The sequence below is a fragment of the Streptomyces sp. VRA16 Mangrove soil genome, from assembly GCF_017377775.1.
Lineage (GTDB): Bacteria > Actinomycetota > Actinomycetes > Streptomycetales > Streptomycetaceae > Streptomyces.
This window is the reverse complement of the sequence record NZ_JAFVLN010000020.1, coordinates 1-22,533: the sequence shown is the minus strand read 5'-3', so window position 1 is coordinate 22,533 and position 22,533 is coordinate 1. Positions and strand designations below refer to the sequence as shown.

At 69.9% G+C, this 22,533-nt stretch carries 17 protein-coding genes; 10 read left to right on the top strand and 7 right to left on the bottom strand.

Annotated elements, in window-relative coordinates; translation table 11 throughout:
- Positions 1-106: 106 nt before the first annotated feature.
- On the bottom strand, positions 107-1,135 hold the full coding sequence (locus tag J3486_RS37145; protein ID WP_207828233.1) for a DUF3068 domain-containing protein: 1,029 nt from the start codon (positions 1,133-1,135) through the stop codon (positions 107-109).
- 177 nt (positions 1,136-1,312) lie between these two features.
- Between J3486_RS37145 and J3486_RS37140 the strand changes: the two genes are divergently transcribed.
- The 7 genes from J3486_RS37140 (at position 1,313) to J3486_RS37110 (ending at position 7,739) form a co-directional block, all read left to right on the top strand.
- A complete protein-coding gene (locus J3486_RS37140) occupies positions 1,313-1,465 on the top strand; it encodes a hypothetical protein (protein ID WP_207828232.1) in 153 nt (50 codons plus the stop codon).
- Between the two features lie 6 nt (positions 1,466-1,471).
- Complete coding sequence (locus J3486_RS37135; RefSeq protein ID WP_207828230.1) at positions 1,472-2,719, top strand: CdaR family transcriptional regulator; 1,248 nt, start codon at positions 1,472-1,474, stop codon at positions 2,717-2,719.
- Between the two features lie 112 nt (positions 2,720-2,831).
- Positions 2,832-3,605, top strand: a complete 774-nt coding sequence (locus J3486_RS37130; RefSeq protein ID WP_207828228.1) for an IclR family transcriptional regulator — start codon at positions 2,832-2,834, stop codon at positions 3,603-3,605.
- Positions 3,602-4,441 (top strand): SMP-30/gluconolactonase/LRE family protein, encoded by an 840-nt coding sequence (locus tag J3486_RS37125; RefSeq protein WP_207828226.1) that lies wholly within the window; start codon positions 3,602-3,604, stop codon positions 4,439-4,441. Before J3486_RS37130 ends, J3486_RS37125 begins: the two co-directional genes overlap by 4 nt.
- 156 nt (positions 4,442-4,597) lie before the next feature.
- A complete protein-coding gene (locus tag J3486_RS37120) occupies positions 4,598-5,947 on the top strand; it encodes an extracellular solute-binding protein (protein WP_207828225.1) in 1,350 nt (449 codons plus the stop codon).
- A complete protein-coding gene (locus J3486_RS37115) occupies positions 5,944-6,885 on the top strand; it encodes a carbohydrate ABC transporter permease (RefSeq protein WP_207828224.1) in 942 nt (313 codons plus the stop codon). The genes J3486_RS37120 and J3486_RS37115 overlap by 4 nt, the downstream gene beginning before the upstream one ends.
- Positions 6,882-7,739 (top strand): carbohydrate ABC transporter permease, encoded by an 858-nt coding sequence (locus J3486_RS37110; protein ID WP_207828223.1) that lies wholly within the window; start codon positions 6,882-6,884, stop codon positions 7,737-7,739. Before J3486_RS37115 ends, J3486_RS37110 begins: the two co-directional genes overlap by 4 nt.
- Positions 7,740-8,054: 315 nt before the next feature.
- On the opposite strand, the gene J3486_RS37105 is transcribed toward J3486_RS37110, so the two are convergent.
- Complete coding sequence (locus J3486_RS37105; RefSeq protein ID WP_207828222.1) at positions 8,055-10,043, bottom strand: SpoIIE family protein phosphatase; 1,989 nt, start codon at positions 10,041-10,043, stop codon at positions 8,055-8,057.
- Positions 10,044-10,136: 93 nt separating this feature from the next.
- Here J3486_RS37105 and J3486_RS37100 point away from each other — a divergent pair, with 93 nt between their 5' ends.
- Both J3486_RS37100 and J3486_RS37095 read left to right on the top strand, forming a co-directional pair.
- Complete coding sequence (locus J3486_RS37100) at positions 10,137-14,345, top strand: HAMP domain-containing protein (RefSeq protein WP_229379223.1); 4,209 nt, start codon at positions 10,137-10,139, stop codon at positions 14,343-14,345.
- A 15-nt stretch (positions 14,346-14,360) separates the two neighbouring features.
- Complete coding sequence (locus J3486_RS37095; RefSeq protein ID WP_207828221.1) at positions 14,361-14,939, top strand: two-component system response regulator; 579 nt, start codon at positions 14,361-14,363, stop codon at positions 14,937-14,939.
- Positions 14,940-14,956: 17 nt separating this feature from the next.
- Here the strand turns inward: J3486_RS37095 and J3486_RS37090 are convergent, their stop codons facing one another.
- The gene (locus tag J3486_RS37090) at positions 14,957-16,846 is read right to left on the bottom strand and encodes a long-chain fatty acid--CoA ligase (RefSeq protein WP_207828220.1); all 1,890 of its coding nucleotides are present in this window, start codon (positions 16,844-16,846) and stop codon (positions 14,957-14,959) included.
- Positions 16,847-17,103: 257 nt separating this feature from the next.
- Positions 17,104-18,969, bottom strand: coding sequence for a translation elongation factor 4 (lepA, locus tag J3486_RS37085; protein ID WP_207828219.1), 1,866 nt, complete (start codon positions 18,967-18,969; stop codon positions 17,104-17,106).
- Between the two features lie 235 nt (positions 18,970-19,204).
- On the opposite strand from lepA, the gene rpsT reads away from it, so the two are divergent.
- Positions 19,205-19,471 carry a 30S ribosomal protein S20 gene (gene rpsT / locus J3486_RS37080; RefSeq protein WP_207828218.1) on the top strand — a complete coding sequence of 89 codons (267 nt, stop codon included), beginning with the start codon at positions 19,205-19,207 and terminating at the stop codon, positions 19,469-19,471.
- A 488-nt stretch (positions 19,472-19,959) separates the two neighbouring features.
- On the opposite strand, the gene holA is transcribed toward rpsT, so the two are convergent.
- The 3 genes from holA to J3486_RS37065 all read right to left on the bottom strand — a co-directional run bounded on the left by holA (position 19,960) and on the right by J3486_RS37065 (position 22,192).
- Positions 19,960-20,946 carry a DNA polymerase III subunit delta gene (gene holA / locus J3486_RS37075; RefSeq protein ID WP_207828217.1) on the bottom strand — a complete coding sequence of 329 codons (987 nt, stop codon included), beginning with the start codon at positions 20,944-20,946 and terminating at the stop codon, positions 19,960-19,962.
- Between the two features lie 70 nt (positions 20,947-21,016).
- Positions 21,017-21,262, bottom strand: coding sequence for a hypothetical protein (locus J3486_RS37070; RefSeq protein ID WP_207828216.1), 246 nt, complete (start codon positions 21,260-21,262; stop codon positions 21,017-21,019).
- 48 nt (positions 21,263-21,310) lie between these two features.
- Complete coding sequence (locus tag J3486_RS37065) at positions 21,311-22,192, bottom strand: YceI family protein (protein WP_207828215.1); 882 nt, start codon at positions 22,190-22,192, stop codon at positions 21,311-21,313.
- Positions 22,193-22,533 lie beyond the last annotated feature (341 nt).

The following is a 22,533-nucleotide window of genomic DNA, read 5'->3' as shown; positions in this document are numbered from 1 at the left end:
GTGCTGAGCCTGTGCACGGGGTGGGGTGGGACAGTTTTCGCCCCCGTGTTCGGTGCGGCTACTCACCCGCGTGACAAGTTTCGGGCTTTCCCCGGCTGACGTACCGTCACATCGTGGACGTTTCCAGGGTCGTCGGGGACGTATCGGGATCCGGACCCCCTGGACTCCCCGGCCCCTCGGGACCTTCGGCGGCCGTGCGGCCACCCCTGCCCCGTACGACGAACACGGCCCCCGCCACCACGAGCAGCGCACCCAGCGCGCCCGCCACCAGCGGAAGTGTCGTCCCGAGCAGGGTGAGACGGTCGTTGTCGTCGCGGGCGAAGCCGACCTGCTGACGTTGCGTCGCCGGGGTGAACGCGATCTTCTCGCTGTCCAGGAGCACCGCCGCGTCCTTCGCCGAACCCGGCGCGCGCAGCGTCTTGCGCGGGCCGATCGCCGCGTACAGGATCCGGCCCGTGGTCGGGTCGGCGACCAGCTCGATGCCGTGGTTGGCGTACCACTCCTCGGCCAGGACCTGGCCCTTCTTCGGCAGGCCCACGATCCGGCCCGGCACCAGCCGGGAGCCGGTACGGGCCGGCGCGACGGTGCCGGTGAACCGGTAGCCCTCGTACCCCTGCACCTTTGTCACGCCGCTGAAGCGGAGCGGAACGGTCGCGCCGAGCGTGTTGTCCCACCAGGTGTACGTGCGTTTTTGCACATGGAAGGGGAACTTCAGGTACGCCTCGCCCTGGAAGGCGGGCTGCTCGCCGCAGCAGTGCACCGGAGCGTTCGTCCTGCGGTCGGTGACCCAGCGCTCCAGGGTCCACTGCAGGGCGTCGTGCGGATCCGAGGCCGGCAGGGTCTTGTCGGTGTCGACGGACGTCACCGCGTCCCACACCGCCCGACCGCTGCGCTCGCTCTCGGCGACGTCGCCGCGGACCTGACGGGTGATCGTGATCCGCTGGTCCTGCACGGTCCTGATCTTCGCGGTGTCGAAGTAGCTGCCGGTCCCGGTGAACACGGTCGAGGTGTCGATGTCGAGGGTGGTGCGCTCGGCGCGCGGCTCCACGTACCAGGCGAGTAGCCCCGCCAGGACCAGCAGAAACGTCCCGAGTCCTACGGAGACCAAAGAGAGAGGTGAGGCTGTTCGGCGCATCCGGCACTCCTGGGGAAGGGGGGTGAGTGGGCGGCCCGCAGTTCTGGGGCGGGAACCGTAGACGCGCTCTTGACGGGGTGTCAATCACCGGCCAAGACTGGGGAATTGCCGGAACGCACAGGGTGGGGACCGACCTCGGCACAGTTGTGGTGCTCTGCACGAGAGGCTGACCCTGCGATGAACCGACTGCTCGCCGCCGTGCTCTGCGCGGCCACCGGCGCGGCCCTCGCCGTCGCCGCGACCTTCGGCGTGCTCGCGCTGATCAACGCCACCCCGGACCAGCCCAACACACCCCTCGTCACGTACGAGACACCCGGCCAGGGACAGTGACCCGGCGTGCCCGCCACCACGCGATCCGCCTGGTGCGACGTGCCGCGACTGCAGGTCAAGCAGTTCGCCGCGCTCGCCATGGACGAGGCGCCCCGGCTCGCGCAGGACATCCTCGACGAGGTCCGCCGCGAGTTCCCCGGACTGCCGATCGTCCTCGACGCGGCGGGCGAACCCCTCGCCCTGATCGGCATCAGGCGCGCCATCGAGGGCTTCGTGCGCCGCCTCACCGACGTGGCCGCCACCGCACCCCGCCCGGAGGATCAACTCCCCTCCGTCTTCCAGGAGTTCGGCCGCGACCAGAACCTGCACGGCCGCAGCCTCGACTCCCTCCAGGCGATGTACCGGCTCGGCGTGAAACTCGCCTGGCGCCGCCTCGCCGACATCGGGCAGCGACTGCGCATCCCGCCGCCCGCGATGTACGAACTCGCCGAGGCCGGATACGACTACCTCGACGGCCTCGTCGACCAGTCCGTCCGCGGCTACGCCGAGGCCGCCGCCCGCCAGGCCGGTGAACGCCTGCGCCAGCAGCGCACGTTGATGGACCTGCTGCTCGAAGGCAGGGCCACCGCACCGCCCGACCCCGTCAAGGTGCTCACCGAACGCGCCGCCCGCATCGGCTGGCCCGTGCCCGAGCGGGTCTCCGTCGGGCTGCTGATCCGCCCGGCCCGCGACGCCGTCGCCCCCGCCGTCGGACCCGACGTCCTGCTCGACATGGACACCGAACGCCCCCGCCTCGTCGTCCCCGACCCCGACGCGGCCGGCCGCCCCGAACTGCTGCGCCGCGCCCTGACCGGCTGGAGCGGCGCCATCGGCCCGCCCGTCCCGCTGCCCGACGCCGCGAAATCACTGCGCTGGGCGGAGGTGGCCGTCGCCCTGATGGAACGCGAACTGCTCCCCGCCGCCGAGGTCCTGCACTGCACCGAGCACACCCAGGCCCTCGTCCTGCTCCAGCCCGAGGAACTCGTCGCCGACCTGGCCCGGCGCGCCCTCGCCCCGCTCGACCACTGCGGGCCCACCCACGGCCGGCGCCTCGCCGAGACCCTGCTCGCCTGGCTGGAGACCCGCGGCGGCGCCCCCGAGGTCGCCGCCCGCCTCGGCGTCCACCCGCAGACCGTCCGCTACCGCCTGCGCCAGATCCGCGAACTGTGGGGCGACGAGGTCGACGACCCCGACCGCCGCTTCGAACTGGAACTGGTGCTGCGGGCCCGCCGGCTCCGCGGTGACCTGGGGACCGCGCGCCCAGGATCCCGGTAGACGTAGATCTCGTCTCGGACCGACCCATTGCCCGCTCAATGGCGCTGTGCATAGCCTATGTTCGCCATACCGACCGTCTGTTGAAATATCGAACATAGGGAGGGGATCGGTCGTGGGACGCCTCGTACCAGCCGTGACCCGGGCTCTCGACATTCTGGAGCTCTTCCTGGACGGGGACGGCACGCTGTCCGCCCCCGACATCGTCCGCAAGCTACAGCTGCCGCGCACCACGGTCCACGAGCTCGTCACCACGCTCGCCGCCCGGTCGTACATCGTGCAGGTCCCCGGGCAGCCGGGCCGCTACCGCCTCGGGGTGCGCCCCTACCAGCTCGGCAGCCGGTACGCGGAACAGCTCGACCTCGCCGCCGAGGGCCAGCAGGTGGCCCGTACGGTCGCGGAGACCTGTGACGAGACGGTACACGTGGCGATCCTCGAAGGCACCGATGTCATCTACATCGCCAAGGTCGACTCGACGCACGCGGTGCGCATGGTCTCGGCCGCGGGCCGCAGGCTGCCCGCGCACTGCACCTCGGTCGGCAAGATGCTCCTCGCGTCGCTGCCCGAGCACGAGCTGGCCACCCGCGTCCCGGACGACGCCGATCTCGTGGCCATGACGCAGAACTCGATCACCGACCCGGCCGCGCTCCGCGAGGCCCTGCACGAGATCCGCGAGCGCGGCATCGCCGTCGAGAGCCGCGAGTCCAACCCGGACGTGTCCTGTGTCGCCGCGCCCGTGCGCGACCGCACCAACCGGGTCGTCGCCGCGCTGTCCATCTCCGTACCGATGATCCGCTGGACCGACGCGCGCGAGGAGGAGCTGGCCCAGCTCGCCGCCAAGGGCGCGGCCGATCTGTCGGAGCGGCTCGGGCACCGGGGGACGGCATGAGGCCCGAGGTCGCGGTCAGGGAGAGCGCCGAACTCGGCGAGGGCCCCACCTGGGACCCGGCCGCGGGACGGCTGATCTGGGTCGACATCCTCGGCTCGCGCGTCCACACCTACGAGCCCGGCAGCGGGCGCCGCACGGTCCTGGCGACCGAGCAGCACGTGGGCGCGGCGAAGCCGCGCAAGGACGGCGGCCTGATCGTCAACCTCCGCGACGGCATAGGCACTTACTCCCCGGACGGGGCTTTTGCCTGGCTGCACCGGGAACCGGTTGCCGGGCGCCGCGGCAACGACGCGGCGGTCGCCCCCGACGGCTCCCTGTGGGCGGGCTCGATGGCGTACGACGAGACGCCCGGCGGCGGCAACCTGATCCGGGTGGCTCCCGACGGCGCGGTGACGACGGTCCTCGACGACGTCACCGTCTCCAACGGCACCGGCTGGAGCCCCGACGGCACGCGCATGTACTACGTCGACACGACGACCGACCGGATCGACGTGTTCGACATGGACGGTGAACGGGCCGTCAACCGGCGGGAGTTGGCGTCGATCGAGAAGGGCGCCGGGCACCCCGACGGCCTGACCGTGGACGCCGAGGGCTGCGTCTGGGTGGCCCTGTGGGACGGCGGGGCGCTGCGCCGCTACACGCCGTCCGGCGCCCTTGACCGCGTGGTGCCGCTGCCGGTGCGGCGCCCGACGGCCTGCGCCTTCGGCGGGCCCGACCTGCGGGATCTGTACGTCTCGACGGCGCGGGTCGGCCTGGTGCGGCCGGCCCCTCTGGCGGGTTCGCTGCTGGTGTTCCCGGGGATCGGGGAAGGGCTGCCGCAGCCCGCCTTCGGCTAGGGCGCGACTGCGGCTTTTTGGGCCCTTGGGGAGGACCGAAAGTTTTCGGTGCCGAACCCATTGACGGTCGAAGCGCACCGACCATACGGTCCCGTTCGAAGTTACGGGCAGCAGCCGAAATTTCGAACGACCATCCTCGAACAGTAAGGGCAGGGCATGGGACGACCTGGCCTGAGTCGCAGGCAACTCCTCGCCGCAGCGGGCGGGTTGACCGTCGCCGGCAGCGCAGCATTCGCGGCGCTGGGGACCGGGGCGGACGCACTCGCCTCCGGCGCCGACACCCGCGTGCGCTACTGGAACCTCTTCAGCGGCGGCGACGGCGCCAACATGATCACGATGCTGGACTCCTTCCGCAAGGAGCACCCGGACATCGCGGTGAAGGACTCCACGCTCCAGTGGGGCAACCCCTTCTACACCAAGCTCGCCATGGCGGCGGCCGGCAACCGCGCCCCCGAACTGGGCGTCATGCACATCGGCCGCGTCGCGGGCTTCTCGCCCGGCCGGCTCCTGGACCCGTGGGACGAGGGCCTGCTCGCCAAGTACGGCGTACGGAAGGCGGATTACAACCCCAAGCTGTGGAACCGCGGCGTGATCGACGGCAAGCTCTACGCGCTGCCGCTCGACATCCACGTACAGCTCTGCTTCTACCGCAAGGACGTCCTGAAGAAGGCGGACCTGCTCGGCGACGACGGCCTGATGGCCCCCGTCACCTCGACCACCGAGTGGTTCGACGTGCTGAAGAAGGCCAAGAAGGTCCAGAAGAAGGGGCTGCAGACGATCGGCCTGTGGACCAACGACCAGAACTTCCAGTGGTGGTTCTTCGTCGCCTTCTACACCCAGCTCGGCGGCCAGTGGTTCAACGACGAGAACACCGAGGTCCTCTTCGACGCCGACAAGGCCACCGAGGTCCTGGAGTTCCTCCGCAGGCACGTCACCGACGGATACGTCATCCCGGGTGCGCCGACCGGTGAACAGTTCATCAACGGCGCCCCGTTCACCTGGGAGGGCAACTGGTCGGTGCCGGTCTTCTCCGGCGCCGAGCTCGACTACGGGGCGACCCCGCTGCCGCCCGTCTTCGGCAAGCAGGCCACGCACGCCGAGTCGCACGCGTTCGTGCTGCCGCACCAGGAGGGCCGCGGCGGCGCCACCAACGAGGCCGCGCACGAACTCGCCGCCTACGTCTGCACGCACGCCCTGCAATGGGCGGCCGGCGGGCACATCCCCGCGTACACGCCGACGCTGTCCACGGCCGCGTACAAGAAGCTCACCCCGCAGCACGAGTACGTCAGCGCGATGGACCACCAGGCCAACGAACCGAAGGTGTGGTTCGCGGGCTCCACCGGTGTCCTCGCCCAGGACCTCGGCCCGATGGTCGTCTCCTCGACGATGGGCTCGGCCAAGCCCGCCGCGGTCGCCCGGCGCATGAAGAAGGAGCTCGGCAAGCTCCTCGCCTCGAAGAACCCGATGGACGGCACGACTGCCGCGCAGGGAGGTGCGGTCGCATGACGACGACCAGTGCTGAGACCGTCATACCGTCGGCACGGGCGAAGACCGCCACGGCCACGGCGACCGTCCGCCGCAAGCAGGGCTTCCAGCACGGGGGCTGGTTCGTCGCCCCCTTCCTGCTGCTGTTCGTGCTGTTCGTGATCTGGCCGCTGCTGCGGGGCATCTGGCTCAGCTTCACCGACGCCAACATCTCCGGCAGCGCCGCGGGCTTCGTCGGCCTCGACAACTACCGCGAGGCGCTGCACGACTCGGCGATGTGGGACGCGCTCGGCCACAGTGCCTGGTTCACGCTCCTCGTCGTGCCCTGCATCACCGTCCTCGCCTTCTTCCTCGCGATGCTCGCGCACCACATCGAGCGCGGGAAGTGGCTGTGGCGGCTCTGCTTCTTCGTACCGTTCCTGCTGCCGTCGACCGTCGCGGCCAATCTGTGGCAGTGGCTGTTCACGCAGGGCATCGGCCTGTTCAACGAGACGTTCGGGCTGACCACGCCGTGGCTCACCGACAAGTCGTACGCCATGCTCGCCATCGTCATCGAGACGCTGTGGTGGACGGTCGGCTTCTCCTTCCTGCTCTACCTGGCCGCGCTCCAGGGCATCCCGGCCCACCTCTACGAGGCCGCGAAGCTCGACGGCGCGAACGCCTGGCACCGGATGGTGCACATCACGCTGCCGATGCTGCGCCACATCACGGGCCTCGTCGTCGCGCTCCAGATCCTCGCCTCGCTCCAGCTCTTCGACCAGGCCGTCGTGATGATGGACTTCGGCCCCGGACCCGAGCTCTCCACCCGCTCGTTCGTCCAGTACACCCTCGAACAGGGCTTCACCAGCTACCGCGTGGGCTACGCCTCCGCGATGTCCATCATCTTCTTCGTGATCATCGCCGCCGTCGCCCTCGGCCGGATGGTGCTGCTGCGCAACCGTGAGGAGGGCGCCCGATGACCGCCACCCAGATACGGGTCAAGACCCGCAAGCCGTGGACGCCCAGCCAGATCGTCCTGACGATCCTCGGTGTCGTCGTCTCCGCGGTCTTCGTCGCGCCGATCGCGGCGGCCCTGCTGACCTCCCTCAAGTCCGAGGCGGAGGCGGCCGAGATCCCGCCGCACTGGCTGCCGAAGGTGTGGAGCGCGCAGGCGTGGAAGGCGCTGTGGAGCACCGGCAACGTCACGAACTGGTTCGTCAACTCCCTCGTCGTGTCGGTGATGGTGACCGTCATCGTGCTCGCCGTCGCGGCCCTCGCCGGATACGGCTTCGCGCGCACCGAGTTCCGCGGCAAGTCCGTTCTGATGGGCGTGGTGATGGCGGGCCTGATGGTCTCCCCGGCGGTCCTCGGCGTCCCGCTGTTCACCACCGTCCAGCAGATGGGGATGGTCGACACCTACTGGGGCATGATCCTGCCCCAGTGCGCCCCGGCCGCCATGGTGTTCATCCTGTACAAGTTCTTCCAGGGCATCCCGAAGGAGCTGGAGGAGGCCGCCTTCATCGACGGCGCGGGCCGCTGGCGGGTCTTCTTCACGATCATCCTGCCGCTGTCCCGCCCCTCGCTCGCGGCGGTCGGCATCTTCACCTTCATCAGCTCGTGGAACAACTTCCTGTGGCCGTACATGGTCACCAACAACCCCGACCTGATGACGATGCCGAACGGCATCGCGACGGTCATGAACTCCTACGGCATCCAGTGGGCGCAGCTGATGGCCGGCGGCCTGATGGCGGGCCTGCCCCTGATCATCGTGTTCGTCTTCTTCCAGCGCCAGATCGTGGCAGGAGTGGCCCACACGGGCCTGGCCGGCCAGTAACCACCCGCCCACCCCGCCCCGCCCCGGCCGCCATGGGCGACCTGCCGCCTGCCCCAGCCGCCTCGGGCGATCTGCCGCCTGCCCCGGCCGCCTCGGGCAATCCGCCGCCCCGCCACGGCCCGCCTTGGGCAATCTGCCGCCAAGGGCGGCAGGGTGGGCAAGGCGGCACCCCAGCGCCGGGCAGGCGCCCCCGCAGGCCCCCGCCCACGGCCCCGCCCGGAAACCCCGTCCGACCCGCACACCCGGCCCCCGAAAAACAGCCCCGAGCCCCGCCCCGGCCCCCGAGAAACATCCCCGAGCCCCGCCCCGGCCCCCTCACTGCGCCTGCAACACCAGCAACGCCAGATCGTCGTCCGGCGGCGTCTCGGCGAAGGCATGCACCAGACGCCGAATACGCTCGGCGAGCAGCGGCGCCGTCAACCCCGCACACCCGGACAGCGCCTGCGCCAACCCGTCCCCGTCATCGAACTGCCGCGCCCCGCAACGCCGTTCGGTGACCCCGTCCGTGACACACAGCAACGTGTCCCCGGTCTGCATCTCGAACGTCCCGCTCGTGTAGTCGGGATCGTCGACGACCCCGAGCAGCACCTGCGGCGCGGCCGCCGCGAGCACCTCCCCGCCCGGCCGCATCAGCAGCGGCAACGGATGCCCGGCGGAGGCGAGCGTGCAGAGCACACCCGTCTCGGTGAGGGTCAGCTCCCCGTACAGCAGCGACAGGAACCGGGAGCTGGAACCTTCCGGCGGCACCCCCTGCCCGCCGGCCGCGGCAAGCGCCCGGGCCGCGGCGTCGGCGGCCTCGGTGGCATCGTCGAGCAGCAGCCGGTTGAGCCGGTCGAGGACCTGCTCGACCGGGTACCCCTCGCGGGCGAGCAGCCGCAGCCAGGGCCGGGCGAGCCCGATCACCACGGCCGCCTCCGGCCCCTTTCCCTGTACGTCGCCGAGGGCGAAGCACCAGCGTCCGTCCCCGGCCGGGAACACGTCGTAGAAGTCGCCGCCGGGCCCGCCCTGCTCCTTCGGCTCGTAGACGAGGGCGGTCTTCATCCCCGGGATCTCCGCCATGGAGCTGGGCAGCAGTCCGCGCTGCAGGATCCGGCTGATGGTGGCCTGCCGGGTGAAGCGGCGGGCCGCGCTGACGGCGAGCGCGACCCGGCGGCTGAAGTCCTCCACGAGGCCGGTGACCTCGTCGGGGAAGCGCAGCAGCCCGGCCCGGCCGATGAGCAGGATGCCGAGGGTGCGGCCGCCCGCCGAGAGCCGGTACGCGAGCGCGGCCCCGGAGTCGTCCGGTACGCCGTCGAAGGGCCACGGCACGGGCACGGGCGCGGTGCGCACGGTGTCGGGCAGCCGCGGCGGCTCCTTCTCCAGGATCCGGCGCAGCTCCTCGATACGGCTCTCGTGGCCGTGCCAGACGCGGGCGAGGCGGGGCGCGTGCAGGGGGTCGGAGCCGCTGACATCGTGGTCGGCGATGCCCGGCAGGCCGCGGCCCTCCTCGTCGTAGAACCAGATCGCGCACCAGTCGGCGAGCCGCGGCACGAGGAGCTGTCCGACGAGCGCGGCGACCATGTCCTCGTCGAGCTGCCCGGCGAGCAGGTCGGAGGCCTCGGCGAGGAAGGAGAGCGCGCCGCGGTTGATCCAGTCCTGTTCCTGCGCGGCCCGCTGGGGGGCAGGCGCGAGGATCTCGGCGGCGCGCAGTCCGCGCTGGAGCGCGCGCGTGGCGGGGTCGGCGCTCTGCGGGCCGGGGACCGCGGGGGCGTCGGGCAGGGCCGCGCCGGGGTCGTCGACGGGCAGCCGGGCCCAGACCGTCTTGGTGCCGGACCGGTAGGTGATGCCCCAGGACTCGGCGAGGGAGGCGACGAGCTGGAGGCCGCGGCCGTACTCCGGGGTGTCGGGCGGGCGCGCGCCGCGGTCGTTGCGGACGGCGCGGGCCGGGTGGTGGTCGGTGACCTCGATGACGAGGCCGGCGGGTGTGCCGTCGGGCGCGGCCGGATCCATCCGGCACAGCAGATCGACGTTGGTGCCGGCGTGCACGACCGCGTTCGTGACGAGTTCGCTCAGGACCACGACGGCGTCGTCGGTGAGCCGGTCACTCAGCGCAGGGGCCACGGGCAGGGCGAGTTCGGTCCAGTCGGCGAACGCGGCGCGCACGAAACGCCGCGCGGCGGCGGGCGCGAGCGGGTTGCCGGGCAGGGACGTGCGTGCCACGACCGGCCCTTCGTGGGACTGCTGTGGCCGGTCGGCGCCACTGTTGGTGGTCTCCCGCTGAAGAGGAATGGACCCCACGGTTCGGCTCCTGAGCAGTTCGGGCATTTACGCCTCAGGCGACAGGACCAGAGTGACAGACTGACCACGCCCATAAGCGCCGAGTTACCGAAGTGGGCCGCCATGAGTGAGAACAGTGCTATGCGTGTGCATCACAGCGGGCTCGAGGGCACCTCGATCCGCCCGTCCGATCTACGGCCGCTGCTGGCCGCCATCACAGCCGCCCGGGACGGGAACTTCGTCCCGGTCCCGGACACCGGGGACGGCCTGGTCGGCGAGTTGTGCGCGGCGTTCAACCAACTGGTCGACCGCAGCGCGCACTTCAGCACCGAGCTGACCCGGGTGCGCCGGGAGATCGTCCGGCACGGCCGGCTCGACGAGCGGATGGAGGCGAGCCCGGGGCACGGAGCATGGGCCACGCGCGTCCAGGACGTCAACACCATCATCGGGGCCCTGGTCGCTCCGACGGCCAACGCGACCCGGGTCCTCGACGCGGTCGCGGGCGGCGATCTGACGCAGCGTGTCGACCTGCACGACGGCACCCGGATGCTCCGCGGCGACCTGCGCAGCCTGGGCCGCGCGGTGAACAAGATGGTGGACCAGCTGTCCCTGTTCACCGGTGAGGTGACGCGGGTCGCGCGCGAGGTGGGCACCGAGGGGCGGCTGGGCGGGCGCGCCAAGGCACAGGGCCTGTCGGGCAGTTGGCGCGATGTGACGGAGGCCGTCAACACGATGGCGTCCCGGCTCACCGCGCAGGTCCGCGACATCGCGCTCGTGACGACGGCGGTGGCCCGCGGCGACCTGACACGTACGGTGACCATCGAGGCGACCGGTGAGCTGCTCGAACTGAAGCTGACCGTGAACACGATGGTGGACCAGCTGTCCGCGTTCGCCGACGAGGTCACGCGTGTGGCCCGCGAGGTCGGCACGGAGGGCCAGTTGGGCGGCCGCGCCCAGGTCCGCGGCGTCTCCGGCGTCTGGAAGGACCTCACCGACAACGTCAACTTCATGGCGTCGAACCTCACGTCGCAGGTCCGCAACATCGCGCAGGTCACCACGGCGGTGGCCAACGGCGACCTGAGCCAGAAGATCACGGTCGACGCGCAGGGCGAGATCCTGGAGCTGAAGTCGACGATCAACACGATGGTCGACCAGCTCTCCGCCTTCGCCGACGAGGTGACCCGTGTGGCCCGCGAGGTCGGCACGGAGGGCCAGTTGGGCGGCCGCGCCCAGGTCCGCGGCGTCTCCGGCGTCTGGAAGGACCTCACCGACAACGTCAACTTCATGGCGGACAACCTGACGTCGCAGGTCCGCAACATCGCGCTCGTGTCGACGGCGGTGGCCCAGGGCGACCTCGGCAAGAAGATCACCGTCGAGGCGAAGGGCGAGATCCTGGAGCTGAAGTCGACGATCAACACGATGGTCGACCAGCTCTCCGCGTTCGCCGACGAGGTCACGCGTGTGGCCCGCGAGGTCGGCACGGAAGGAAACCTCGGCGGTCAGGCCCAGGTCCGCGGCGTCTCCGGGGTCTGGAAGGACCTCACCGACAACGTCAACTTCATGGCGTCGAACCTCACGTCGCAGGTCCGCAACATCGCGCAGGTCACCACGGCGGTGGCCCAGGGCGACCTGTCGAAGAAGATCTCGGTCGACGCCCGCGGCGAGATCCTGGAGCTGAAGGACACCGTCAACACGATGGTGGAGCAGCTGCGCGGCTTCGCCGACGAGGTGACCCGCGTGGCCCGCGAGGTCGGCACCGACGGCCGGCTCGGCGGGCGCGCGACCGTGCACGGCGTCTCGGGTGTCTGGAAGGACCTCACCGACAACGTCAACTACATGGCGGACAACCTGACTTCACAGGTGCGGAACATCGCGCAGGTGGCGACGGCGGTGGCGCAGGGCGACCTGTCGAAGAAGATCGACGTCGACGCACGCGGCGAGATCCTCGAACTGAAGACGACGATCAACACGATGGTGGACACGCTCTCCTCGTTCTCCTCCGAGGTCACGCGTGTGGCCCGCGAGGTCGGCTCCGAGGGACAGCTCGGCGGCCAGGCCCGGGTCGAGGGCGTGTACGGCACCTGGAAGCGTCTGACGACGAACGTGAACGAGCTGGCGTCGAACCTGACGACCCAGGTCCGCGCCATCGCCGAGGTCGCCTCCGCGGTGACCCAGGGCGACATGTCGCGCTCCATCACGGTGGAGACGCAGGGCGAGGTCGCCGAGCTGAAGGACAACATCAACCTGATGGTGGCCAACCTCCGCGAGACGACCCGCGCGAAGGACTGGCTGGAGTCGAACCTGGCCCGCCTGGCCGCCCTGATGCAGGGCCACCGCGACCTGATGGAGGTCGCCGACCTGATCCTGCGCGAGCTGACCCCGCTGGTGAACGCGCAGTACGGGGCGTTCTTCCTCGCCGAGCCCGACGAGGGCGACACCCCGATCCGAACGGCCATCCCCGCCAAGGGACTTGCCTACATCGCGGGCTACGGCTCGGCGGCGGCGTCGGTCGTCGACACCGGCGGCATGCCGGTCCACGGCCTCGTACGGCAGGCCGCCCTGGAGAAGAAGCGCATCCTCGTCGAGGAGGCCCCGCCGGACTACATCAAGATCAACAGCGGTCTGGGGGAAGCCGCCCCCGCGTCCGTGGTCATCATCCCGATCCTCTTCGAGGACAAGCTCCTCGGCGTGATCGAGCTGGCCTCGTTCTCCCGCTTCTCCGATGTCCACCTGGCCTTCTTCGACCAGTTCGTGAACACCATCGGTGTCGCGATCAACACCATCATCGCCAACTCCCGCACCGAGTCGCTGCTCGGCGAGTCGCAGCGCCTGGCGACCCAGCTGCAGGAGCGCAGCGACGAACTCCAGCGTCAGCAGGCGGAGTTGCAGCGCTCGAACGCCGAACTGGAGGAGAAGGCAGCCCTGTTGGCCACCTCCTCCCAGTACAAGTCGGAGTTCCTCGCGAACATGTCGCACGAGCTCCGTACGCCGCTGAACTCGCTGCTCATCCTGGCCCGGCTGCTCTCGGACAACCCGGACGGTCATCTCAACGACCAGGAGGTGCAGTTCGCGACGACGATCCACCGCTCCGGCTCGGATCTGCTCCAGCTCATCAACGACATCCTGGACCTGTCGAAGATCGAGGCCGGGCGCATGGACGTACGCCCCAAGAAGCTGCCGCTGATCAAGCTCCTCGACTACGTGCACGCCACGTTCCGGCCCATCACCCTCGACCGCGGTCTCGCCTTCGAGGTGACGGTCGGCGAGGACGTGCCGCGCGAGATGTTCTCCGACGAGCAGCGTCTCCAGCAGATCCTGCGCAACCTCCTGTCGAACGCGATCAAGTTCACCGCGAACGGCAGGGTGGAGCTGCGCGTCTCCCGGGTCAAGGACCCCGACCACCAGTTCGTGCGCGACAGCGACGACCTGATCGCCTTCTCCGTCTCGGACACCGGCATCGGCATCGCCCGCGACAAACTCCCGGTCATCTTCGAGGCGTTCCAGCAGGCGGACGGCACCACCAACCGCAAGTACGGCGGCACCGGGCTCGGCCTGTCCATCAGCCGGGAGATCGCGGGGCTGCTCGGCGGGCGGATCGTCGCCGAGAGCGAGCCCGGTGAGGGTTCCACCTTCACCCTGTACGTGCCCGTGCTGCACCCCAGCCACGAGCCGGTCACCGACGCGCAGCTGCCCGCGACCGCCGAGCACCATCCGCTGCTCGTACCGGAGCAGCAGCTGCTGACCCCGGACACGTATCCGGTCCACGACCAGGAGGACAACTGGCCCACGCCCACGAAGCTGGAGCAGTGGAAGACCGGCCGTGCCGGTCAGGTGCTCGCGGGACGCCGCGTCCTGATCGTCGACGACGACATCCGCAACGTGTTCGCCCTCACCCACGTCCTCGGCCGGGTCGGCATGCCCGTCCTGTACGCGGAGAACGGCCGGGAGGGCATCGAGACCCTGGAGCTCAATCCGGACATCGAGCTGGTCCTGATGGACATCATGATGCCGGAGATGGACGGCTACGAGACCATCTCGGTCATCCGTGCGACCCCGCAGTGGGCCGGTCTGCCGATCGTGGCGCTCACCGCGAAGGCGATGCCCGGCGACCGCGAGAAGTCGATCGCCAAGGGCGCCAACGACTACGTGCCGAAGCCGGTTGACGTCGATCAGCTGCTCACGGTCGTCTGCGATCTCCTGGACCCCGGCGACGTGCCCCCGGAGGCACCCGAGAACGCCGAAGCCGCCGAAGCCGCCGAGGCGGAAGCCGAAGCAGCCGCAAAGGAGAGCGGAGACCTGGGGCCGCAGGGGGCCGAGGGAGCGTCCACGGTCGCGCCGATCGCCGAGTGAGGCACCGTCATCATGATGACTGCAGAAGCGAGTTCAGTGGATCCGCGGGCCAGCATCCTGCTCGTCGACGACATGGAGGACAACCTGGTCGCCCTGGAAGCCGTCCTCGGCTCGCTCAACGAGCCGTTGGTGCGGGCCCGTTCGGGCGAGGAGGCCATGAAGGCACTGCTGCGCCGCCGGTTCGCGGTCGTCCTCCTGGACATCCGGATGCCCGGCATGGACGGCTTCGAGACGGCGACGAACATCAAACGTCTCGACCAGACGAAGGACGTGCCGATCATCTTCCTCACGGGCACGGACGCGGACGCCGGCTACGCCTTCCGCGGCTACGCGACGGGCGCGGCCGACTATCTGACCAAGCCGTTCGACCCGTGGGTGCTGCGCGCCAAGGTCACCGTCTTCCTCGACCTGCACCGCAAGAACCAGCAATTGGAGCGTCTACTGGCGCAGGAACAGAAGCAGTTCGACGCGCTCGCGGCCCGCATGGACTCCCTGGAACGGAATCTGGCGCAGCACCCGGACACCGAGGTCCGGGCGCTGCGCCACGACATGGTCAGGATGGAGGAGACGCTGCGCGCGATGCGCCGCCCCTGATCCCGTGACCAGCGCCGCTAGCCCTCGCGGCTACCGGCGTACATCTCGTCGAGCAGCCCCTTGTACTGCCGCTCCACGACCGGCCGCTTCAGCTTGAGGCTGGGCGTCAGCTCGCCGTGCTCGATGTCGAGGTCGCGCGGCAGCAGCTTGAACTTCTTGATGGTCTGCCAGCGCTGCAGGCCCTGGTTGAGCTCCTTCACGTAGCCCTCGACGAGCTGCACCGTGGCGGGCGCGGCGACGACGTCCGCGTACGTCTTGCCCTCCAGACCGTTCTCCTTGGCCCACTCCAGGATCGCCGGCTCGTCGAGCGCGATGAGAGCGGTGCAGAAGTTCCGGTCGGCGCCGTGCACCAGGATGTTGGAGACGTACGGGCAGACCGCCTTGAACTGGCCCTCGACCTCGGCGGGCGCGATGTACTTGCCGCCGGACGTCTTGATGAGGTCCTTCTTGCGGTCGGTGATCCGCAGATAGCCGTCCACCGACAGCTCGCCGATGTCGCCGGTGTGGAACCAGCCGTCGCTCTCCAGGACCTCGGCGGTCTTCTCGGGCAGCCCGTGGTAGCCCTCCATGATGCCGGGGCCGCGCAGCAGGATCTCGCCGTCGTCGGCGATCCGCACCTCGGTGCCGGGCAGCGGCTTGCCGACGGTGCCCGTCCGGTACGCCTCACCGGGGTTCACGAACGACGCGGCCGACGACTCGGTCAGCCCGTAGCCCTCCAGGATGTGCACGCCCGCGCCGGCGAAGAAGTAACCGATCTCGGGCGCGAGCGCCGCGGAGCCGGAGACACAGGCCCGCAGCCGCCCGCCGAACGCCTCGCGCAGCTTGCTGTAGACCAGCGCGTCGGCGACCTTGTGCTTGGAGGCGAGAGCGAACGGCACCGAGGCGACGCCGGTCCTGCGGAAGTTGTCCTGGCTGACCTTCGCGTACTCGCGCGCGACCCCGGCCGCCCACTGGAAGATCTTGTACTTGGCGTTGCCGCCGGCCCGCGCCTTGGCGGCGACCCCGTTGTAGACCTTCTCGAAGATGCGCGGCACGGCCGCCATGTACGTGGGCTGCACGACCGGCAGATTCTCGATGATCTTGTCGACGCGGCCGTCGACCGCCGTCACGTGGCCGACCTCGATCTGACCGCTGGTGAGCACCTTGCCGAAGACGTGCGCGAGCGGCAGCCACAGGTACTGCACGTCCTCGGTGCTGACGAGGCCGGTCGCGGCGATGGCCTTCGCCATGTACGACCAGTTGTCGTGCGGCAGCCGCACGCCCTTGGGGCGGCCGGTGGTGCCGGAGGTGTAGATGAGGGTGGCGAGCTGGTCCTTGGTGATCGCCCCGACCCGCTCGCGGACGACGTCCGGGTTCTTCTCCAGGTACGCGGCGCCGCGCGCCTCCAGGTCGTCCAGGGTGAGCACCCACCCGTCGGGGTCGGCGGCGTCGGGCTCCACCCCCGTCGCGTCGATCACGACGACATGCCGCAGCTCCGGCAGCTCGGCGCGCCGCTCACGCGCCTTGACGAGCTGCGCGGCGTCCTCGGCGACGAGCACCTTCGACTCGGAGTCGGAGAGGATGAACGCCGACTCCTCGGCGTTGGTCTGCGGGTAGACGGTGGTCGTCGCGGCGCCGGCGCACATGATGCCGAGGTCGGCGAGGATCCACTCGACCCGCGTCGAGGAGGCGAGCGCGACCCGCTCCTCCGCCTGGACACCCAGCTCCACCAGACCGGCGGCGATCGCGTAGACGCGCTGCGCGGCCTGCGCCCAGCTGAGCGACTTCCACTCGTCAGGCCCCGTGCCGCCCGCCGCGGGCACCGGGTACCGGTAGGCCTCGGCATCAGGTGTGGCCGCCACGCGCTCCAGGAAGAGAGACGCCACGGAGGGCGGCCGGTTCTCGATCAGGGTCTGTGTGTCGCTCACGACGTCCTCCGGGGCCCGCGACTGTTGAAACGCGGCTTGTTTAACTGGCGAGTAACCATTGAGCAGTGATCAGGGTAAGGGTCACTCGCCCGGCGCGTAAGGGGCTCCGGCCTCCGACTTCCACCCGAAGCACCCCAACTTCCCCGGCCCACACAGAGCCCACACAAAAGGCGGGCGGCCGCTCCTCGCCACCACGACGAAAGGCGCCTGTCCGCTGAACGGACAGGCGCCTTTCGTCGTACGGGAGCCGCGGGCGGCTACTTCTTGCCCTTGCCCCCGCCACTGTCGTCGCTGGACAGAACCGCGATGAAGGCTTCCTGCGGGACCTCCACGGACCCGACCATCTTCATGCGCTTCTTGCCCTCCTTCTGCTTCTCCAGCAGCTTCCGCTTACGCGAGATGTCACCGCCGTAGCACTTGGCGAGGACGTCCTTGCGGATCGCGCGGATCGTCTCGCGGGCGATGACCCGGGAGCCGATGGCGGCCTGGATCGGCACCTCGAACGCCTGCCGCGGGATCAGCTCGCGCAGCTTGGCGACGAGCCGCACACCGTACGCGTAGGCCTGGTCCCGGTGCGTGATCGCGGAGAAGGCGTCGACCTTGTCGCCGTGCAGCAGGATGTCGACCTTCACCAGGTGCGCGTCCTGCTCGCCGGTGGGCTCGTAGTCGAGCGAGGCGTACCCGCGCGTCTTGGACTTCAGCTGGTCGAAGAAGTCGAAGACGATCTCGGCGAGCGGCAGCGTGTAGCGGATCTCGACGCGGTCCTCGGACAGGTAGTCCATACCGAGCAGGGTGCCGCGCCGGGTCTGGCACAGCTCCATGATCGAGCCGATGAACTCGGACGGGGCCAGGATGGTGGCCCGGACGACCGGCTCGTAGACCTTGTCGATCTTCCCCTCGGGGAACTCGCTCGGGTTGGTGACGATGTGCTCGGTGCGGTCCTCCATCTCGACGCGGTAGACCACGTTCGGAGCGGTGGCGATGAGGTCGAGCCCGAACTCGCGCTCCAGCCGCTCCCTGATGACATCGAGGTGCAGCAGGCCGAGGAAGCCGACACGGAAACCGAAGCCGAGCGCGGCCGAGGTCTCCGGCTCGTAGACGAGCGCCGCGTCGTTGAGCTGCAGCTTGTCGAGGGCGTCACGCAGCTCGGGGTAGTCGGACCCGTCGAGCGGATAGAGCCCCGAGAACACCATCGGCTTCGGGTCCTTGTAGCCGCCGAGAGCCTCCTCCGCGCCCTTCTGCTGGCTGGTGATGGTGTCACCGACCTTGGACTGCCGGACGTCCTTCACACCGGTGATCAGGTAGCCCACCTCACCGACGCCGAGCCCGTCCGCGGACAGCATCTCCGGCGAGTTCGTCCCGATCTCCAGGAGCTCGTGCGTCGCGCCCGTGGACATCATCCGGATCCGCTCACGCTTGTTGAGCTGGCCGTCGACGACACGGACGTACGTGACGACGCCCCGGTACGAGTCGTAGACCGAGTCGAAGATCATCGCGCGGGCGGGAGCGTCCTGCACGCCGACCGGGGCGGGGATCTGCTCCACGACCCGGTCGAGCAGCGCCTCGACACCCATACCGGTCTTCGCGGAGACCTTCAGCACGTCCTCCGGCTGACAGCCGACGAGGTTGGCCAGCTCCTCGCTGAACTTCTCGGGCTGGGCCGCCGGCAGGTCGATCTTGTTGAGCACGGGGATGATCTGGAGGTCGTTCTCCATCGCCAGGTACAGATTGGCGAGCGTCTGCGCCTCGATGCCCTGAGCGGCGTCGACCAGCAGGACCGTGCCCTCGCACGCGGCGAGCGAGCGCGACACCTCGTACGTGAAGTCGACGTGCCCGGGGGTGTCGATCATGTTCAGGATGTGCGTACTGCTCTTGTCATGGGTCGGGGCCCACGGCAGACGCACGGCCTGGGACTTGATCGTGATGCCGCGCTCGCGCTCGATGTCCATCCGGTCGAGGTACTGAGCACGCATCTGCCGCTGCTCGACCACCCCGGTCAGCTGGAGCATGCGGTCGGCGAGCGTGGACTTGCCGTGGTCGATGTGCGCGATGATGCAGAAATTGCGGATCAGAGCCGGGTCGGTACGGCTCGGCTCGGGCACATTGTTAGGGGTCGCGGGCACGCAGGGTCCTGTCTCTTGAGGCGCCTTCTGCCTCAGGTCGGCCTCGGTTGGGATCGATACGTAGCCTCCATGGTCCCACGGACGGCGACCACTCTCTGGTTTGGGCCGGTGGGAGTACGCCTGATACCGTGGACAGCTGTGTCTCATGCCCTCTCAGCGCGAGGCACACACCCAGTGAAAATCACCGGCACGGGACCTTCGCGGCCCCGCGCCTGAACCTGAAAAGGCTCAATCAGTGGCGAACATCAAGTCCCAGATCAAGCGGATCAAGACCAACGAGAAGGCTCGGCTGCGCAACAAGGCCGTCAAGTCCTCCCTGAAGACCGCGATCCGCAAGGCCCGCGAGGCCGCTGCCGCGGGTGACGTCGAGAAGGCCACGGTCGCGGCGCGCGAGGCTTCGCGCAAGCTCGACAAGGCCGTCTCGAAGGGCGTCATCCACAAGAACCAGGCCGCCAACAAGAAGTCGGCGATCGCTTCCCAGGTCGCGTCCATCCAGGGCTGAACCTTCTTCTGATCTGACGTCGGCAGGACCCGGGCGGGCCCTCTCTCATCCGCCCCCGACCGACACCCCGAGCCCACACGCGGCCTGCGTTCGCCACGCGGGTGTGGGCTCACCCAAAGCGTGCCCCGAGGCCCCGCTCCAGTGATCTGGAGCGGGGCTTCGGCTGTAACCACAGCCTTTCCAGCCCGTCCAGCACATGAGCACGACCGCCAACAGCCCACCCAGCCCGTCCAGCACATGAGCACAACCGGCGCAGCCCACCCAGCCCGTCCGGCGCTTGAGGACGACCGGCGCTTGAGGACGACCGGCGCAGCCCACCCAGCCCGTCCGGCGCTTGAGGACGAGGCCGTTCAGGCCGAAGGGGGGTCTGGGGGCGCAGCCCCCAGGGACGGGACGGGAAGGGGCGGCGGGGGCGACTCCCCAGACCCGCACCCCGACGCCCTGACGCCGCGACGCCACGACGCCACGACGCCACCGAACGACGAGATCTACCGCCCCCGGGACCGAGCAGCCCGCGCAATCGTCACAACAGCCTTCTCCAAGGCGTACTCAGGATCGTCCCCGCCCCCCTTGACCCCGGCATCGGCCTCAGCCACGGCCCGCAACGCCACAGCAACCCCATCCGGCGTCCACCCCCGCATCTGCTGCCGCACCCGATCGATCTTCCACGGCGGCATCCCCAGCTCCCGGGCAAGATCAGCCGGCCGCCCCCCACGCGCGGAGGACAACTTCCCGATCGCCCGAACCCCCTGAGCCAACGCACTGGTGATCATCACCGGCGCCACCCCGGTCGCCAACGACCACCGCAGCGCCTCCAGCGCCTCAGCCGCCCGCCCCTCCACGGCCCGATCGGCCACGGTGAAACTCGACGCCTCGGCCCGCCCCGTGTAGTACCGCCCGACCACGGCCTCGTCGATGGTCCCCTCGATGTCGGACCCGAGCTGCGTCACCGCGGACGCCAGCTCCCGAAGATCACTCCCGATGGTGTCGACGAGCGCCTGACACGCCTCGGGCGTCGCGGACCGCCCCAGCGTCCGGAACTCGGCCCGCACGAACGCCAGCCGATCCGCCGGCTTGGTCATCTTCGGGCAGGCGATCTCCCTGGCCCCCACCTTGCGGGCCGCGTCGAGCAGCCCCTTGCCCTTGGCTCCACCGGCGTGCAGCAGCACGAGCGTGATCTCCTCGGCGGGCGAGCCGAGGTACGCCTTGACGTCCTTGACGGAGTCCGCCGACAGATCCTGCGCATTGCGTACGACGACGACCTTGCGCTCGGAGAACAGCGACGGACTCGTCAGCTCGGCCAGTGTGCCGGGCTGCAGCTGGTCCGAGGTGAGGTCGCGCACGTCCGTGTCGGCGTCGGCGGCGCGCGCGGCAGCCACCACCTGCTGCACCGCGCGGTCGAGCAGCAGATCCTCCTGGCCCACCGCGAGGGTGACGGGGGCGAGCGGATCGTCGTTTGCAGTCTTCCTGGCCATCGCGGTCAAGCATCCCACGGCCCACTGACAACCCGGCCGGCCCGCCGGGCGCCCCGCAGGGACGAGCCGGTCAGGGCTCCTCGCGCCAGCCGTCCCACTGGGCGGCGAACGCGTCGAGCTCCTTCGGGTCGAGCCGGTCGTCGGGGTCCTCGACGACCACCAGCCACTGCGCGTCCTCGGCGTCGTCCTCACCGGCCAGGGCGTCGCGTACGAGCTGGGGCTCCTCGCGCACGCCGAAACGCTCGCCGAGTGCCTCCGCGGCCTCCTCTGCGGCGTCACGGTCGGGCAGCACCAGTACGTGTCTCACATCGCTCACGTCACCATCTTCGGCCACGCGACACCCCGGTCCGTAACCGGCCCGAGGTCAGCCCTTCGGGACGATCTGCACGTCGAGGTCGATCCGCACACTGGACCCCACGACGGCGATCCCGCGCGCCAGCATGGTCTGCCAGCTGACGGTGAAGTCGTCGCGGTGCAACTCGGTGGTGGCGCGGCAGGCGGCGCGGGTCTCGCCCTCCATGCCGTTGCCGAGGCCCAGGTACTCGGCGTCGAGCGTGACCGTACGCGTCACGCCGTGCAGCGACAGCGCTCCGGTGATCGCCCAGCGGCTGCCGCCCTTGTGCACGAAGCGCTCGCTGTAGAACTCCAGGGTCGGGAAGCGGTCGACGTCGAGGAAGTCGGCGGACCGGAGGTGGTCGTCGCGCATCTTCACGTTCGTGTCGATGGACGACGCGTCGATGACCACGTGCATCGCGGACTGCTCGACACGGTCGGCGACCCGCAGCGCCCCGGCGAACGTGTTGAACCGGCCGTGGATCCGGGCGAGCCCGATGTGCCGTGCCGTGAACGCGATCGAGGAGTGCATCGGCTCGATCTCCCAGTCACCCGGCTCGGGCAGCTGGGGCGGCGCGGCGACCTGCAGCGTGACATCACCGAGCGAGGCGTGCGCGCTCTCGGCGACGGTGGCGCTGGCCCGGTAGGGAGCGAAGCCCTCGGCGGAGACGGCGAGCCGGTAGTCACCGGCGGGCACGGCTGTCATGAACGAGCCGAACGGATCGGTGCCTCCGCTCACGACCTTGCGCCCCATCGCGTCGCTCACCGCGAACTCGGCGCCGCGCACCGGCTCATTGACCGGGTCGAGCACCCGGCAGCTGAGGACACCGGCGCTGGGCGGCACGGTCACCGCCGCCAGGGGACTTGTCCGTTGAGCCCGGTTCGTACGGTTTCCCAGCCAGCGGCCGAACATGAACTACCCACCCCAGGTGCGCCTTGACAACTGTCGTCACTTCTTCAACGAAGAAACATTCGACCACCGTTGCGGCTTTCGAGGCAAGACGAGCCCACATCCCGGGAATGGAAGGGATGGTGCCCTGCTGCCCCCGACTGATCCGAATTCAACACTCCGCTTGCCGTTTGCCCAGCTCAGGGGCATTTCTACTTACGGGTAGCAACGACACCGCCACCTTCCGCCGCCGCACTGCCGATCTTCTGGCATCCCGCGCCGATCGTGGGCGGACAGTGGGGCGGGGTGGTGATGGCGGGGGCGAGGCGGTCGTCGCTCCGCCTTGCTGTCGCCTTTCCGGGGCC

Coding starts and splice junctions, on each gene's coding strand:
- J3486_RS37125 (WP_207828226.1), top strand. CDS start 3,602: ATGAGGCCCGAGGTCGCGGTCAGGGAGAGCGCCGAACTCGGCGAGGGC.
- J3486_RS37095 (WP_207828221.1), top strand. CDS start 14,361: ATGACTGCAGAAGCGAGTTCAGTGGATCCGCGGGCCAGCATCCTGCTC.
- J3486_RS37145 (WP_207828233.1), bottom strand. CDS start 1,135: ATGCGCCGAACAGCCTCACCTCTCTCTTTGGTCTCCGTAGGACTCGGG.
- J3486_RS37140 (WP_207828232.1), top strand. CDS start 1,313: ATGAACCGACTGCTCGCCGCCGTGCTCTGCGCGGCCACCGGCGCGGCC.
- J3486_RS37105 (WP_207828222.1), bottom strand. CDS start 10,043: ATGCCCGAACTGCTCAGGAGCCGAACCGTGGGGTCCATTCCTCTTCAG.
- J3486_RS37110 (WP_207828223.1), top strand. CDS start 6,882: ATGACCGCCACCCAGATACGGGTCAAGACCCGCAAGCCGTGGACGCCC.
- J3486_RS37065 (WP_207828215.1), bottom strand. CDS start 22,192: ATGTTCGGCCGCTGGCTGGGAAACCGTACGAACCGGGCTCAACGGACA.
- J3486_RS37120 (WP_207828225.1), top strand. CDS start 4,598: ATGGGACGACCTGGCCTGAGTCGCAGGCAACTCCTCGCCGCAGCGGGC.
- J3486_RS37100 (WP_229379223.1), top strand. CDS start 10,137: ATGCGTGTGCATCACAGCGGGCTCGAGGGCACCTCGATCCGCCCGTCC.
- holA (WP_207828217.1), bottom strand. CDS start 20,946: ATGGCCAGGAAGACTGCAAACGACGATCCGCTCGCCCCCGTCACCCTC.
- J3486_RS37115 (WP_207828224.1), top strand. CDS start 5,944: ATGACGACGACCAGTGCTGAGACCGTCATACCGTCGGCACGGGCGAAG.